The sequence below is a fragment of the Streptomyces sp. NBRC 110035 genome (assembly GCF_000829695.1).
Taxonomy (GTDB): Bacteria; Actinomycetota; Actinomycetes; order Streptomycetales; family Streptomycetaceae; genus Streptomyces.
The window spans coordinates 160,914-176,813 of record NZ_BBNN01000016.1; the positions used below are offsets into that span (position 1 = coordinate 160,914).

A 15,900-nucleotide genomic window follows, 5' to 3' on the forward strand; every position below is an offset into this window, starting at 1 on the left:
ATGAGACGCCTGTACGCGGTGGTGCTCACCTTCTGCCTCGCCCTCGCCGGCGCCCTCGTCACCGCCGGGCCCGCGCAGGCCGCACCGCAGACGATCGGCAACGGCGTCCAATTCACCGACGTCACCGGAAACCCCGTGCACGCCCACGGCGGCGGGATCATCAAGGTCGGCGCGTACTACTACTGGTTCGGCGAGCACCGGGGCGACGACAACACCTTCCGGTACGTCGACGCCTACCGCTCCACCGACCTGAAGAACTGGGAGTTCCGCAACCACGTCCTCACCGAGGCCAGCGACCCGGAGCTGGCCACCGCGAACATCGAACGGCCCAAGGTCATGTACAACGCGGCCACCGGGAAGTTCGTGATGTGGATGCACAAGGAGAACGGCTCCGACTACAGCGAGGCCCGCGCCGCCGTCGCCGTCTCCGACACCGTGGACGGCGACTACGAGTGGCGGGGCAGCTTCCGTCCGCTGGGGCAGCACATGTCCCGCGACCTCACCGTCTTCACCGACACCGACGGCACCGGTTACCTGGTCTCGGCCGCCCGCGAGAACTACGACCTGCACATCTACCGGCTCACCGCCGACCACACCGGCATCGCGGGCCTGGTCGCCAACCCGTGGCCCGGCGGCCACCGCGAGGCGCCCGCCCTGTTCGAGCGGGACGGCGTGTACTTCATGCTGACGTCCGGCGCCACCGGCTGGAACCCCAACCAGCAGCAGTACGCCACCGCCACCGGCATCGCCGGCCCCTGGTCGGCGATGCGCGACGTGGGGGACGCGACCGCCTACGGATCGCAGACCGCGTCCGTCCTGCCGGTACAAGGGTCCTCGGGCACGTCCTACCTGTATCTCGGGGACCGCTGGGGCAACTCCTTCGGCGGCAGGGTCAACGACTCCCGGTACGTGTGGCTGCCGCTGACCTTCCCGTCCTCCACCTCGATGTCCCTGTCCTGGTCGCCCGAGATCACCGTCGACACCGCCGCCGGGACGGTCGGCGCCACCTCCGCCACCTACCACACGCTCACCGCCCGGCACAGCGGGAAGTGCGCCGACATCACGAGCCGGTCGCTGTGGCAGGGCGCCCAGCTCAAGCAGTACGACTGCAACGGCGGCGGCAACCAGCGGTTCTGGTTCAAGCCGGTCGGCAACGGCTACCACCGACTCGTCGTGCGCAACAGCTCGTTGTGCCTCCAGGAGAACGCGAGCACCGTCACGCAGGAGAACTGCTCCGCCTCCGCCGCGGCCACCGCCCAGCAGTGGTCGGTGGCCGCCACCGGCTCCCACGTGACCCTCACGTCCCGTGCGACCGGCGCATGCCTCGACGTGTCCGGCGGCGCGACCGCCAACTCGGCCGCCCTCATCACGTACACCTGCAACGGAGGGAACAACCAGCAGTGGACCCGCGGAACATGAGGACGCGCCGGAGACGGACGGCCCGGACCGTCGTCGCGGGAGCCGCGGGAGCCGCGGGAGCCGCGGGAGCCGCGGGAGCCGCGGGAGCCGCGGCGGCCGCGACGGTCGTCGGCGGGCTCGGGCTGTCGTCCGCCCCGGCCGCCGCCCGGACGCGGGACCACCGGCCGGCCCTCGGCATGGAGAACTGCACCGCCACCGCCTGCCACTTCGACCTCCCGTCCGGCACCTACGACGTACACGTCCGTCTCGGCGGCGGGATGCCCGAGGGCCGGGTCAGGAGGGGATGAAGCCCCTGCGGCACCCCGACCGGAACCGGGGTGCCGCAGGCCCGCCTCGCGCCTGCTCCCCGCCCGGCGCAGGCCGGCGGCCGCGCCGTCCAGCAGTTCCCGCCAGGACTCCTCCGGGCCGTCCTGCCGGGCCACCTCCGGCGAGCCCCGGCACAGCAGGGCGCGCACCCCCCAGGACGCGGTGAAGTGCCGCACGTTCAGCACCTCGTGGCGCGCCGGGTCGTCGGGGCGGGGACGGCGTGCCTCCTCGCGGCCGTTCTCCAGGTCACGGCAGACGTGGTGGGGTGCGTCGGGGCAGGACAGCAGCCGGCGCACGCCGTCCTCACGGGCGGCCCGCACCGCCGGGCTCCCGCCCGGGACGCGTGCCGCACGGCCGAGCGCGAGCACCGCCTGTGCGGTGTGCACGGGTGACGGGGGGGGGGCCGTACGGCGGGTCGAGCCGGTACCCCCGGCAGCGCAGGTGCTCCCGGTGCGGATCGCTCACCGCCCCGTCGACGAGAGCCTCCCGCAGGACCGGCAGGGCCTCGCAGCCGGGCGCGGCGCGCAGCAGCCCGCGCAGCACCGTCGTCCTCACGTGGGTCGACCCGCGGCCCGCGCGGTCGGCGTCACGGGTGAAGGCCGCCGCAGAGGTCCACCTCGCGCGCCAGACGCCCGTCCCGGGACGCCCCCGCGCGGGCGAGCACGCCCGGGCGGGCACCTCCGGTGCGGAGCGACACGCCCGTGGTGCGCGACCTACGGTGTTCGCGCCGCGACCCGGAGCCACGGGACGGGCGGATGCGGTGAGCCGCCGCACGGGGAGCATGCGGCGCTCACCCCCACGTCGTACGACGTTCACACGGGGCCTCGATCCTCCACACACGGCGTGGTCACGCCGCGGAGGACAGCCGCCCCCACCGGTGGCATCCAGGAGGCACTCTTATGGGACACGGGCACACGCACGGCCACGGTCACGGGCCGCACCATCACCACGGGGACGACCACCGGCACGAGGCGACGGCGCCGCTGCCCGCCGCCTTCGACACCTCCGTGCCCGACGAGGCCCTCTCCCCGGAGCAGAAGTCGCGCCGTACCCTCCTGCGCCGGGCCGGGCTGCTCGGTGCCGGGCTCGCGGCCGGCAGCGTGCTGTCCACGGGCACCGCGGCCGCCGCCCCCGCCCAGTCCGGTGGAAGTGGAAGCAGCCACGGCAGCGGGCGGGGCAAGGGCAAGGGGTTCCTGTGGCTGGCCGGTGACCACCACATCCACACCCAGTACAGCAGCGACGGCAAGTACCGCGTCGTCGACCAGGTCCGCCAGGGCGCCAAGCACGGCATGGACTGGCTGGTCATCACCGACCACGGCAACACCACGCACGCCAGGATCGGCGTCGAGAAGGTCAACCCCGACATCAAGGAGGCCCGCGCCACCCACAAGGACACGCTGGTCTTCCAGGGCCTGGAATGGAACATCCCGGCCGCCGAGCACGGCACCGTCTTCGTCCACCCGGGCCGCAACGAGGTCGCCGTCCTCAAGCAGTTCGAGACCGACTACGACGGCAGCGTCAACGGCACGTCCAGCTCCACCCCCGCCAACGAGGCCCTTGCCGTCGCGGGCCTGGAGTTCCTCGCCGAGCAGGTGAAGCGGCGCAAGGTCCAGGACGCCCTGATGCTCGCCAACCACCCGGCGCGCAAGGGCATCGACTCCCCGCACGAGATCCGTGCCTGGCGCGACGCCACGTCGGCGAAGCACCGGATCGCCGTCGGCTTCGAAGGCGCCCCCGGCCACCAGGCGGCCGGTCTGCCCAAGCCCCTCGGCATGGGCCGCGCCCGCGGCATCTACGACGGCAGCCCCGGCGCCAACTCCTTCGCCGGCTACCCGCTGGAGAGCTACCGCACCTGGGGCGGCTTCGACTGGATGACCGCCACCGTCGGCGGCCTGTGGGACAGCCTCCTCGCCGAGGGCCGCCCCTGGTGGATCACCGCCAACTCCGACTCCCACCAGGTCTACGCCGACACCGGCGCCCGCGGCACGGGCGGCGACTTCCACACCGACGGCCGCTACCCGGACCCCGTCTACGGCGGGCAGATCGACGTCACCCAGGGCGACTACTGGCCCGGCCAGTACAGCCGCACCCACGTGGGCGCCGACGGCTTCACCTACGCCGCCGTCATGGACGGCATCCGTGCCGGCCGCATCTGGGTCGACCACGGCCAGCTCGTCAGCGGCCTCGACGTCCGGGTCTCCGGCGGGAGCCGCTGGGCCACCCTCGGTGGCGCGCTGCACGTGCGCAAGGGCACCAGGGTCACCCTGACGGCCGACATCGCACTCGCCGGCGGCACCAACTGGGCGGGCTTCCTGCCGAAGCTGGCCCGCGTCGACGTCATCCGGGGCGACGTCACCGGACCCGTCGCCGACAAGGACACCTTCACCGCGCCCACCGCGAAGGTCACCCGCTCGTACGACATCGGCAAGACGGCCGGCACGGTCCGGGTCACCTACGACCTCGGCCGCGTGGACCGTCCGCTGTACGTCCGGCTGCGCGGCTCCGACGGCAACCGCACCGCCGTCGGAGCGATGGGCGCCGCGGTCGACCCGGCCGGTCCCGCCATCGACGTCGTCGGTGACGCCGACCCGTGGCGCGACCTGTGGTTCTACACCAACCCCGTGTGGGTCCTGCCCTCGTGACGCCGTACACCGTCACCGTCGACGCGGGCACCGGGGACCTGCGCGGCGCCGACCACCTGCTCCAGCGGCTGGCAGCCGGACTGGACCTGCCGGAGAGCACGTTCGGTTGTACGCACCTGGTGCGCGACGACCGCCCGCGTGTGGCCGTCTCCCTGACCCTGCCGTCGGAAGCGCACCTGCGCACCACGTGGGCGCGGCTCACCGAGGCCGGACACGGCGACCTGTCGCCCGGCCCGCCCGACGGAGCCGGCCGTGCCGTCCTCTACCCGGGGGCCTCGGCGCTCACCGGCACGATGACGGTCGCCGATCTGCTCGCGGGCTCCGCCATCGACCGCGTGACGGTCCTCGGGTCACCGGGCGAACCCGACCCCGGGACACGGATGGTGACGAGGGACCACGTCCGGCCGCAGTGGCAGAAAGGCCTACTCGTCCTGGCCGCCGCGCCCGCCGCCGGCGGCACCCTCGTCCCCTTCGAGTACCCGGACCCCACGCCCTGCTGCGCGGACCACTGACCGGCCCGCCCCGGCCCGCACGCCCACGCCCCCGTGGCGGTCCCGCACCGCCGGGCCGCCACGGGGGCGTGCAGGCCGTTACCCGGGCAGGAGAGACGCCCGAGCCGCCGGCCGTACCCGTCGGCGTCCACGGCTTCGGGCACCTGGCGGCCCCGGACGGCGTGCGCCACGACACCCCCGCACCGCGCACCCTGTCGTGGGCGCTCCCACCGACGGGCCCCGCCCCGCCGTCCTGGCCGGCTGCCCGCCGCCGGACGCAGGTGTTCCCGTGCCCGGCGGGAGGCGGTCCGCCCGGCTCAGCCGGAACCCGGCTGCGCGGAGAAGACGAACGAGAACTCCGCGGGCTCGGCCCTCAGTACGTACCGCGGGAGCGGGCCCGGACCACAGGACTGCGAGCCGATGCCGTGCTGGGCGTGGTCGAGGTTCACCCACACCGTGCCACCGGGGACGAGGTCGGTGAGATGCCGGGCCGCGTCCAGCTGTTCGGTGGTCCAGGGCCTGGCCGTGAACCAGAACCCGGGCTCGCCCTCGATCCGCAGGCCGCCCAGCTCCACCCAGCGCACGTCGGCCCGCGCGCCGTTCTCCTGCGGGCGGACGTAGGGCGTCTGCAGATCCTCGACGCTCGCGTCCCACCGCAGGTCCCTGGACGCGGCCCTGGTGTCCGGATACGCCTCGCCCCCGCCGCCGAACCAGGAGACGGCGTCCTCCGGTGAGCCCTCCAGCCCGAAGCGGATGCCGAGCCGGGGCAGCGGCACCCGCCAGTCGCCCTCCGGCACGACCGAGACGGTCAGCCGCACGTGCCTGCCGTCGGACGTCCAGCGGTACGCCGCCCGCAGCCCCGTCTCCCGGCCGGCGGACGCCACCCGGGTCCGTACGACCAGGGCGTCGCCGTCCGTCCCGACGGCGACCGTCCGGTGCCGCATGCGGTGCAGGCCCAGCTCACGCCAGAGCGGGCCGTACCGGGTGTCCGGCTGCCAGGGCGCGCCGTCGTCGTTGTCGGTCGTCGCCCGCCACACGTCCAGGCGCAGACCGCTCACCGGAACACCGGCGATCGTGCGCACCGCACCGGTGCGGGCGTCGAAGGACGCCGGGCCCAGCGTGATCCCGTCTCCCCCGACGGCGGGCCGCACGCCGGCCGCGGCGGCCGCGGGGGCGCGAGGGGCCACCGTCCGCTGCGCCCACGCCACTTCGTGGCCCCGGTCCGCCCAGGCGGTGTCGTCGGCGAGCAGCGCGCGTACCGTCCACTGGACCTCCTCGCCCTTTCCGTCCGGCGCCCCGGGCAGCTCGACCTCCGCCGACCGGCCGGGGGCCAGCGCGGGCACGGTGAGGCGGCACGCCCCGGCCGGCCGGCCGTCGACCAGGTAGGAGCTCTCGAACTCCAGATGGGACAGGCCGGCGAAGTCGTACCGGTTGGTCACCCGCACGGTGCCGTCCGCCTCACCTGCCTCGATGCGGACGGGCTCGATCACCTTCTTGTACTCGACCAGCCCCGGCGAGGGCGTACGGTCCGGGAACAGCAGCCCGTCGCACACGAAGTTGCCGTCGTGCAGCTCCTCGCCGAAGTCGCCGCCGTACGCGTAGCCGAGCTCGGGGTGCCGGACGCCGTGGTCGATCCACTCCCAGACGAAGCCGCCCTGGAGCCGGTCGTACCGCTCGAACAGGGACTGGTAGTCGGCGAGTCCGCCGGGGCCGTTGCCCATGGCGTGCGCGTACTCGCAGAGGATCAGCGGGAGCCGGCGGCGCCGGCGGGATCCGCCGTCGAGCCCGCGGGCGATCCGCTCGACCTCGGCGTGCGGCGGGTACATCCGTGAGTAGACGTCCGTGTCACGGCAGTCGACGTCGCCCTCGTAGTGCACCGGACGGGCAGGGTCCCGGGAGCGGATCCAGTCGGCCATCGCGGTCAGACCGCGGCCGGTGCCCGCCTCGTTGCCGAGCGACCACATCACGACCGACGGGTGGTTCTTGTCCCGCTCGACCATGCGGGCGGCGCGGTCGAGCAGGGCGGGGGTCCAGCGTTCGTCGTCGGTGGGGTTGTCGCGCCAGCCCTGCTCGACGAAGCCGTGGGTCTCCAGGTCGCACTCGTCGACGACCCACAGGCCGTACTCGTCGCACAGGTCGAGGAAGGCGGGGTGCGGCGGGTAGTGGGAGGTGCGGACGGCGTTGATGTTGTGCCGCTTCATCAGCAGCACGTCCTCGCGCATGGTGTCCACGTCGAGTGCGCGGCCCCGCTCGGGATGCCACTCGTGCCGGTTGACGCCCTTGAAGAGGACGGCCCTGCCGTTGACCTTGAGCAGGCCGTCCTCCAGGGCGACGGTGCGGAACCCCACGCGCAGCGGGACGCGTTCACCGGACGTGGCGAGCACCCCTTCGTAGAGCCGGGGGATCTCCGCCGACCAGGGATCCACCGGAAGCGTCACACTCTCCCCGGTCGCGATGTCGACGCCCAGCTCCGGCACGGTCACCCGCCCGCCGGCACCGGAGTCGGTGTCGACGTCGACGCGCAGGGTGCCCTCGCCGGTGACGTGGTCGTAGGAGGCGTGCACGAAGAAGTCGCCGACGCAGCCCGCCGGCCGGTGCAGCAGTGTCACGTCACGGAAGATGCCGGGCAGCCACCACTGGTCCTGGTCCTCCAGATACGAGCCGGCCGACCACTGGTGGACGCGGACCGCGAGCACGTTCCCGGCGGGCTTCAGCAACGCCCCGACCGCGAACTCGTGCGGCAGCCGTGAACCCTTGAACTCCCCGATGCCCGTGCCGTTCAGCCACACCCGGGCACAGGACTCGACCCCGTCGAAGCGCAGCACGGCCTCGTCCCCCTCGGCCCGGGCGGGCCAGCCCTTCGGCAGGTCGAAGACGCGCAGATGGTCGCCGGTCGGGTTCTCCGTGGGGACGTACGGCGGATCGACGGGGAACGGGTAGAGGTGGTTCGTGTAGGCGGGGGCCCCGAAGGCGCCGTCGCCCTGGAGCACCCAGTGGCCGGGGACGGTCACCTCCGCCCAGTCGCCGGCGTCGTAGCCGGGCACGCCGAACGCGTCGTCCTCGGCGTCGGCGGTCGCCGACAGGCGCAGCCGCCACCTGCCGTTCAGGGAAAGGGACGCCGCGTCCGAGGACGCGTGCCGGGCACGCGGGGGAAGGGTCCCGCGGCCGGGGGAGACGTCCTCCACGTAGTCGGTCGCCGTGGTGCGCGTGTGCAAAGACATGGGTCTCCTGGGTCAGCCCTTGATGCCGGTCTGCGCGATGCCCTGGACGAGCCAGCGCTGGAGGAACAGGAAGACGCAGACCAGGGGCAGGATGGAAATGGCCGTGACCATGAAGATCAGATGGAAGTTGACGGTCTGGTTGGTCATGTAGGAGGAGAGGGCGACCTGGACGGTCCAGGCGCTCGGGTCCTGGCCGATGACGAGCGGCCACAGGAAGGAGTTCCAGCCGCTGATGAAGGTGATCGTGGCGAGGGCGGCGAAGAAGTTCAGCGAGTTCGGGACGACGACACGCCAGTACGCGCCCCAGTGGCCGAGTCCGTCCACCCGCGCCGCCTCCTCCAGCTCTCTCGGGAACCCCAGGAAGTACTGCCGGAAGAGGAAGCACGTGAAACCGCTGAAGAGGCCCGGAATGATCAGACCCCGGTAGCTGTCCACCCAGCCGAGGGACGACACGAGCACGAAACTGGGCACGAAGGTGACCGCCGTCGGCACCATCAGGGTCCCCAGGACGGCGTAGAAGACCTTGGTGGAGTGCCGGTACGGGATGCGGGCCAGCCCGTACCCGGCGAGCGAACAGACCAGCAGGGTACCGACCGTGTGCAGTGTTCCGACGACCGCCGAGTTCCACAGCGAGCGGGCGAAGTCGACCGTCGGGTCCTCGAACGGCTCGGTGATGTTGCCCCACTGGATGTCCGACGGGAAGAACGCCCACTCCTCGCCGGTGATCTCGGGATCGGTGGACAGGGCGCCTCGGACGATCAGGTAGAAGGGGACCAGGAAGAGGACCGCGGCGAGGCCGGTCGCGGCGTACAGGCCCGCGGACCCGAGCACCCCGGCGCGCGGGCCGCCCCGGCGCGACCGGTTCGGTGCGGGGCCCGCCGTCTTCGGCGTACCGGAGGTCATCTGCCGTCCTCCCCCCGGCCGAAGCCCATGAACCGGCCCTGCAGCAGCGTCACCAGACAGATCAGCAGCGTGAGGATCAGCGCGCCCGCGCTGCCCGCACCGTAGTCCTGGTTGTCGCCCAGGGCCTTGTAATACAGCTCGACCAGTGGCGGGCGCCCCCACGTGGTCTTGCTCAGCAGGTTGAAGAACTCGTCGAAGGCCTGGTACGCGGCCACGAGCAGCAGAAGGATCACGGCCGTCGAGGTCGCGCGCACCTGCGGCAGTGTGATGTACCGGAACGTCTGCCAGCCGGGCCGGGCCCCGTCGATGGCGGCAGCCTCGTACAGTTCGCGCGGGATGTTCTGCAGCGCGGCCAGGAACAGGATCATGTAGAAGCCCGCCTGGAGCCACAGCCGTACGGTCACGATGACCAGCCAGTACCAGGGCGGGTTCGGGTTCGCCAGCCACGCGGTGTCGTCCACCCCGAACACACCGAGCACGGTGTTCGCCAGACCGAAGCGGACCCCGTTGAAAATGGACATCTTCCAGACGAGCGAGGCGGCGACATAACTCACCGCCGTCGGCAGGAAGAAGACCGAGCGGAAGAAGGCCCGCATGAACCGCAGCCGGTTCACCGCGAGCGCGAGCGCCAGCGACAGCGCCCAGGTGGCCGGGACGATGAGCGCCGCGAACACCGTGAAGGTGACGAGGGAACCCGTGAACCGGTCGTCCGTGAGCATGACCCGGTAGTTGTCGAAGCCGGTGAACTCGCTGGGCGTGACGGTGAACCGGGCCTCGAAGAAGGACAGCCACGCGCTCCACAGGATCGGCACGTAGACGAAGATCAGCAGGCCGGTCAGGAAGGGCCCGGCGAACAGCCAGAAGTTGAAGGTGCTGCTGGTCCGCAGCGGCCGCCGCGGCCGGGGGGAGCCCTCGGCCGGGGCGCGGCGGGCGGCACCGCGCGCGGTGGTGGTCGACATCTCGTCGCTGCCCGTCCGCCGGTCTATCCGAACAGCTTCTGCAGCTCGCGGTCGACCGTCCGGTCGGCCTTGTCGAGCGAACTCTCCGGGTCACCGCCCTTGCGGACGCAGTCGGCGAGGACGTCCTCCAGGGCGGTGATCATGGCCTGGGTCCAGCCGATGTTGTCGAAGTGCCCGAACTCGTTGAACAGCCTGACACCCTCGGCCGGCAGGCCGGTCCTGAGCTTGTCGGCGGACCGGGCGATCGAGGTGCGCGGCGGGATGTGGAAGCCGTAGGAGAGCGCCCAGTCCTCCTGGTACTCCTCCTGGTCGATCCACAGCCACTTCACGTACTCCTTGGCCGCCTCGACGTTCTTGCCCTTCGCGTTGACGAACATCGACCAACCGCCGTTGGTGACCGCCGGTTCGCCCGCGTCGGTGACCTTCGGGAAGGGGAAGATCCCGAGATCGTCGCCGAGTGCCTCCTGCATCTGCGGCATCGCCCACATGCCGCACCACTGGACGGCGGTGAGCCCCTGGTTGAGCGCGGAGGGGTCCCAGAAGTCGGTCGGCGCGTCGAGCAGCAGATCACCGCTGGTGAAGAGCTTGCGCAGGGTGCGGAAGCCTCCGACCACCGCGTCCGTGTGGTAGGCGATCTCGTTCCTCTCGTCGAGGGTGTCGGCGCCGGACGCCCAGATCATCGGGTTGACGACCGGGTGCAGGGTGTTGCCCAGATAGATGCCCTTGACCTTGTCCGTGGTCAACTCGGCCGCTGTCGCCAGGAGATCGTCGAGTGTGGTGGGGACACCGACGCCCGCCTTCTCGAACATCGACTTGCGGTAGAAGAAGAACTGCGGGTCGTCGATCATCCGGACCCCGTAGATCTTCCCGTCGACGGTGTGCGACCGGATGTCGGCCGGGTTGAAGTCGTCCTTCACCGGCTCGACCAGGTCGGTCAGGTCCGCCACCTGGCCGCTCCTGACGAGCTGGATCTGCGGATGGAACTCGAAGACGTCCGGGGCCCTGTCGGTGAGCAGGGAGGCGAACAGCTTGCTCTCGAAGTTGGAGCCCGTGATCCACTGCGTGGTCACGTCGGCCTCCCCGTAGGCCTTGGCGTAGCGCCTGATGGCCTGTTCGGTGCCGGCCTCGCCGTAGGCGTGGAAGTACTGGACCAGGCGCCTGCCCGACCCCGGCCCGCCGTCCCGGCCGGTGTTGCCCCCGCACGCGGCGAGCCCGCCGACCGCGGCCAGCCCCATGGCCGCCCGCAGTACGGAACGGCGGTCCCAGTGGTGAGTACTCAATGCCGACATGTCGACGTCCTTGTCTCGAGTACGGCTCGAAGGGCAGGTGGGTGGAGCAGGCGCCCCGGGCGGGTGCGCGGAAGTACGGGCGGTGCCGGCGGTACGGGGCGGTGCGCGCGGAGCAGGGGGAGCTGCGGTGAACGGCGGACGGCTTCCGGCGGTGGTGCGGCGGACGGCGCGGAAAGGCCCTGCGGTGCCGGACGCTAACCTTCGGCCAAGGCTTCGGCAAGGGGTTGGACAAAGTCCGTACGAAGCGTTGTGCGCCGTTCGAGGTGACGGACGGACCGGTGAACGGGCCGACGGAGACGAGGGCTTGGGCCCCGGGACGCGGGGGGCGCGGGGGACGTCACGGCGTGCCGGCGCGGGAGCCGCGGGCTCGCGTGGGCGTGTCGGCGCGTGTGCCGGTTCCCCTCCGCGCCGCCTGCAACGCACCCTCCAGCGCGAACGTCGCCGCGCCCAGGCAGACCGGATCGGTGGGAATCGGGGAGAGCACGATGCGGGTGGCGGCCAGCGGGCGGCGCAGCGCGTGGCGGGTGACGGCCTCGCGCACCGCGTCGAGCAGCGGCTCACCGAACGCGGCCGCGACCCAGCTGCTGAGCACGACCACCTCCGGGTTGAACAGGTTGATCAGGCCGGCGATCCCGGCACCGAGGTAACGGGCGGTGTCCTCGAGGACCTCGACCGCCACCGGGTCGCCCGAGGCCACCCCCCGTGCCAGGGCGTCCACGGTGGCCGTCTGGTCGTCGGGGCGCAGCAGCGGACTGTGCGGGCTCACCTCCCGCAGGTTCAGCATGATCCCCGGTGCCCCGGTGTACGTCTCGACGCAGCCGTGATGGCCGCAGTGGCAGGGGCGTCCGTCCAGGACGAGCGTGGTGTGCCCCCACTCGCCGGCACTGTTGCTGACCCCGCGGTGCACTCCGCCGCCCAGCACGAGCCCGGCGCCCACCCCGGTCCCGAGGTTGACCACCACCGCGTCACCGCGCCCGCGCGCCGCCCCGAACCACAGCTCGGCCACCGCGCAGGCACGCAACGGGTTGTCCAGGTACAGCGGGTGGGGGATCCGCTCGGCGAGCAGGTCGAGCAGCGGCACGTCGTGCCAGTCCCAGTTGGGCGCGTACTCGGAGACACCCGTGGCGCGGTCCACCTGGCCCGGCACGCTCACCCCGGCCCCCAGCACCCGCGCGGCATCGATCCCGGCCCGTTCCACCACCGAGCCGACCGCCGACGCCACACGGTCCACGACCCGCTCGGGCCGGTTCTCACCGGGGCTCGTCTCCTCGCCGGCGCGGGCCAGCACGTTCAGCGCGAGGTCGAACAGCTCGACCCGGACGTACGTCTCGGCGAGGTCGACCCCGATCAGGACGCCGCCCGCCGCGTCGACGGCCACCAGACCGCGCGGACGTCCGCCGGCCGAGTCCTCGAAACCGACCTCGACGATCATGCCGAGGTCGAGCAGCTCGCCGACGAGGGTGGCGACCGTGGCGAGACTGAGCCCGGTGGCGGCCGCCAGTTCCTGCCGTGAGGTGGGGGACTCGGCGATGATCTGACGCAGCACCTCGTAACGGTTGGCGGTACGGATGTCCCGCGAGGTGCGCTTCACCGAAGGTGCCCCCATCCCTGCCGTGCCCGCCCTGCCGCACCGGGCGGCACCGCCACCGGCGCGCGGCAAGGCTATGGCCGGTGCCGGCGTTCGACAAGGGGTTCGGAAAGGGGCTGTACGAAGTCGGGCGAGGCGGGGGCGGGCTGGGCCGGGGTACGGTCAGCCGCCCAGGACGTCCCGCACGAACGCGTTGCTGAACTTGCCCGCCGGGTCCAGTGACCTGGCCAGGGTCCGGAAGTCGCCGAGCCGCGGATAGAGGGCGGGCAGCTCCGACGCCGGGGTGGTGAACACCTTCCCCCAGTGCGGCCGCGCGTCGAAGGGGGCCAGCGCCTCCTCCAGACGCCGGACCACGGGCAGCACCGCGGGCGTGTCCGCGACCCAGGTGAAGTGGGCGGCCACGGTGTCCCGGCCGTAGGAAGGGCTGAGCCACTGGCCGTCGGCGGCCACGGTCCGCACTTCGCAGGTCTGCAGCACGGGGGAGACCGTCTCCCGGATGCCGTCGATCGTATGCAGCATGTCGACGGCGAACCGGCGCGGCAGCAGGTACTCCGACTGCAGCTCCTCGCCGCTGCTCGGGGTGAACTCCGCGCGGAAGTGGGGCAGCCGCTCGTGCCAGGGCCCCGGCACGCCGAACTGGTCCGTGCAGTTGACCGCCGGCATGCCCGGCACGGGGTGCAGCTTCTCGGTCGCGGGCGGCGCCCAGGGGAAGTCCGGCAGCGGTTGGTCCGTACGCCGCTTCACCCACACCTGCCGGAACCCCGGCGCCCTCCAGTCGGTGAACAGGCTCACGCTGTACGCGGCCGACATCACCGTCTCGAAGAGGTGGGAATCCAGCCCGGCCAGCGGCAGCCCGGTGAACAGGTGCTGCTCGACGTCGAACGCCGGCTCCAGGTCCAGGGTGAGCGCCGTGACGACCCCCAGTGCCCCGAGCGAGGTGACCGCACCGCCGAACCGGGCCTCGTCCCCGCGGCCGATCCGTACCGTCGAACCGTCCGCCGTGACCAGCTCCACCTCGCGCACCACCGAGGAGAGCGGACCGTTGCCGACCCCGGAGCCGTGTGTGCCAGTGGCGACCGAACCGGCCACCGAGATGTGCGGGAGCGACGCCATGTTCGGCAGCGCGAGTCCTCGTCCGTGCACGCGGCGGGCCAGCTCCGAGTACCGCACGCCGCCCCCCACCCGTACCGTCCGGGCCGCCGTGTCCACGTCGACCTGCGCGGGCAGGCCCTCGAGCGAGAGCAGGACGCCGGCCCCGCCCGGCTCGGCGATCCCGTTGAAGGAGTGCCCGCTGCCCAGCGCCCGCACCCGGCTGCTCCCGGCGACCAGCGCGCGCAGCGTGTCCAGGGTGTGCGGGCGGTGCAGCTCCTTGGCGGCGTACGTGATGTTGCCCGCCCAGTTGGTCACGGTCCCGGTCACCGGTCGTCCTTCCCCGAGGTGCGGGACCGAAAAGGTCCCCGCCGGAATGTATCGCGAGCCCCGGGGCATGCGCCGCCCGGCCCGCTTTACCGCCTCCCGCGGGGGCGCGCACGGGGCGCCGCACGGCACCGAGGCCCACCGGGCGCCCCCGGAGGAAGCACTGTCCTCGCAGGTCCCGGGGAGTGCCCCGCGTCACGTCGGGGGCCCCGGCACCACGGACCGACGGGCAGGGGCATACCGTGAGGAGTCGTACGTCCGAGCCGGGAGTCGTACGTCCGCATCGGAAGGAGACACGGGATGGGCAGCGGCAGCCGTACCGCGCTGGTCGAGGATCTGATGGAGCGGTTCCCGCACGTGCCGCGCGAGGCCGTCCTCAAGGAGGACCTGCTCCGGGGCGGGGTCGCCTTCGACCCGTCCGCCCTCAGCGACAACGAGGGCGGCGAGGTCAAACCGAAGTCGTACTTCATCTTCTCCTTCGACCACGGCACGCTGCCCGAGCTGGGCGAGGCCGCGCTCCGGCGCCCGCCCGAGGAGATCATCCTCACCGGCGGCCCCTACGACCTGCGCCGTACCGTCGTCTCCGTGAGGGTGAACCCGGCCTCCCCCTACCGGGTCGCCGCGGACGAGGACGGGGTCCTCGGCCTCTACCTCGACGGCAAGCGCATCTCGGACGTCGGCGTGCCGCCGATGCCCGAGTACTACCGGCACACCCTCTCCAACGGGAAGTCCGTCATGGAGGTCGCCCCCACGATCCAGTGGGGCTACCTGATCTACCTGACCGTCTTCCGGGTCTGCCAGTACTTCGGCGCCAAGGAGGAGTGCCAGTACTGCGACATCAACCACAACTGGCGCCAGCACAAGGCGGCCGGCCGCCCCTACACCGGGGTCAAGGATGTCGAGGAGGTCCTCGAGGCGCTGGAGATCATCGACCGGTACGACACGGCGAAGGCGTCCACCGCCTACACGCTGACCGGCGGCGCGATCACCAGGACGGTCGCCGGCCGTGACGAGGCCGACTTCTACGGCCACTACGCCAAGGCCATCGAGGAGCGCTTCCCCGGCCGCTGGATCGGCAAGGTCGTCGCCCAGGCGCTGCCCAGGGACGACGTGCAGCGCTTCAAGGACTACGGCGTACAGATCTACCACCCCAACTACGAGGTGTGGGACCGCCGTCTGTTCGAGCTGTACTGCCCCGGCAAGGAGCGCTACGTCGGCCGCGACGAGTGGCACAAGCGCATCCTGGACTCCGCGGACGTCTTCGGCGCGCGCAACGTGATCCCGAACTTCGTGGCAGGCGTGGAGATGGCCGAGCCCTTCGGCTTCACCACGGTCGACGAGGCCATCGCCTCCACCACCGAGGGCCTGCGCTTCTTCATGTCGCACGGCATCACGCCCCGCTTCACCACCTGGTGCCCCGAGCCGACGACCCCGCTCGGCAAGGCCAACCCGCAGGGCGCGCCGCTGGAGTACCACATCAGGCTGCTCGAGGCCTACCGCGCCACGATGGACGACTTCGGCCTGTCCTCGCCCCCCGGCTACGGTGAGCCCGGACCGGGGCGCGCGGTGTTCTCCGTCAGCTCCTTCATGGACAGCCTCCCGGCGCAGGAGCCCGTCGAGGTGTGAGACGTGCGAGGGCCGGGAGCGCCTGAGCAGGAGAACGGGA

At 72.2% G+C, this 15,900-nt stretch carries 11 protein-coding genes; 5 read left to right on the forward strand and 6 right to left on the reverse strand.

The annotated features are described in order from the left end of the window. From TU30_RS03280 to TU30_RS03300, 4 genes are all read left to right on the forward strand, one after another. Positions 1 to 1,419 (forward strand): RICIN domain-containing protein, encoded by a 1,419-nt coding sequence (locus TU30_RS03280; protein ID WP_042164262.1) that lies wholly within the window; start codon positions 1 to 3, stop codon positions 1,417 to 1,419. After that, entirely contained in the window at positions 1,416 to 1,706 is a 291-nt protein-coding gene (locus TU30_RS38180; protein ID WP_079139392.1) for a hypothetical protein, read from the forward strand. Before TU30_RS03280 ends, TU30_RS38180 begins: the two co-directional genes overlap by 4 nt. A gap of 918 nt (positions 1,707 to 2,624) precedes the next feature. Continuing rightward, positions 2,625 to 4,367 carry a PHP domain-containing protein gene (locus tag TU30_RS03295; RefSeq protein WP_042164270.1) on the forward strand — a complete coding sequence of 581 codons (1,743 nt, stop codon included), beginning with the start codon at positions 2,625 to 2,627 and terminating at the stop codon, positions 4,365 to 4,367. Further along, complete coding sequence (locus TU30_RS03300; RefSeq protein WP_107068359.1) at positions 4,364 to 4,879, forward strand: hypothetical protein; 516 nt, start codon at positions 4,364 to 4,366, stop codon at positions 4,877 to 4,879. Before TU30_RS03295 ends, TU30_RS03300 begins: the two co-directional genes overlap by 4 nt. Positions 4,880 to 5,175: 296 nt before the next feature. On the opposite strand, the gene TU30_RS03305 is transcribed toward TU30_RS03300, so the two are convergent. The 6 genes from TU30_RS03305 to TU30_RS03330 all read right to left on the reverse strand — a co-directional run bounded on the left by TU30_RS03305 (position 5,176) and on the right by TU30_RS03330 (position 14,237). Beyond that, on the reverse strand, positions 5,176 to 8,079 hold the full coding sequence (locus tag TU30_RS03305; RefSeq protein ID WP_042164274.1) for a glycoside hydrolase family 2 TIM barrel-domain containing protein: 2,904 nt from the start codon (positions 8,077 to 8,079) through the stop codon (positions 5,176 to 5,178). Between the two features lie 12 nt (positions 8,080 to 8,091). Further along, positions 8,092 to 8,982, reverse strand: a complete 891-nt coding sequence (locus TU30_RS03310; protein WP_042164276.1) for a carbohydrate ABC transporter permease — start codon at positions 8,980 to 8,982, stop codon at positions 8,092 to 8,094. Next, positions 8,979 to 9,941: a carbohydrate ABC transporter permease gene (locus TU30_RS03315; RefSeq protein WP_042164277.1), complete on the reverse strand. Its 963-nt coding sequence runs from the start codon at positions 9,939 to 9,941 to the stop codon at positions 8,979 to 8,981. The genes TU30_RS03310 and TU30_RS03315 overlap by 4 nt, the downstream gene beginning before the upstream one ends. 23 nt (positions 9,942 to 9,964) lie before the next feature. Then, positions 9,965 to 11,230 carry an ABC transporter substrate-binding protein gene (locus TU30_RS03320; RefSeq protein ID WP_078878081.1) on the reverse strand — a complete coding sequence of 422 codons (1,266 nt, stop codon included), beginning with the start codon at positions 11,228 to 11,230 and terminating at the stop codon, positions 9,965 to 9,967. Between the two features lie 337 nt (positions 11,231 to 11,567). Next, positions 11,568 to 12,836 (reverse strand): ROK family transcriptional regulator, encoded by a 1,269-nt coding sequence (locus TU30_RS03325; RefSeq protein WP_176726138.1) that lies wholly within the window; start codon positions 12,834 to 12,836, stop codon positions 11,568 to 11,570. Positions 12,837 to 12,980: 144 nt separating this feature from the next. Continuing rightward, complete coding sequence (locus TU30_RS03330) at positions 12,981 to 14,237, reverse strand: FAD-binding protein (RefSeq protein ID WP_042164280.1); 1,257 nt, start codon at positions 14,235 to 14,237, stop codon at positions 12,981 to 12,983. Positions 14,238 to 14,534: 297 nt separating this feature from the next. Between TU30_RS03330 and TU30_RS03335 the strand changes: the two genes are divergently transcribed. Then, positions 14,535 to 15,860 (forward strand): radical SAM protein, encoded by a 1,326-nt coding sequence (locus TU30_RS03335; protein WP_042164282.1) that lies wholly within the window; start codon positions 14,535 to 14,537, stop codon positions 15,858 to 15,860. Positions 15,861 to 15,900: the final 40 nt, after the last annotated feature.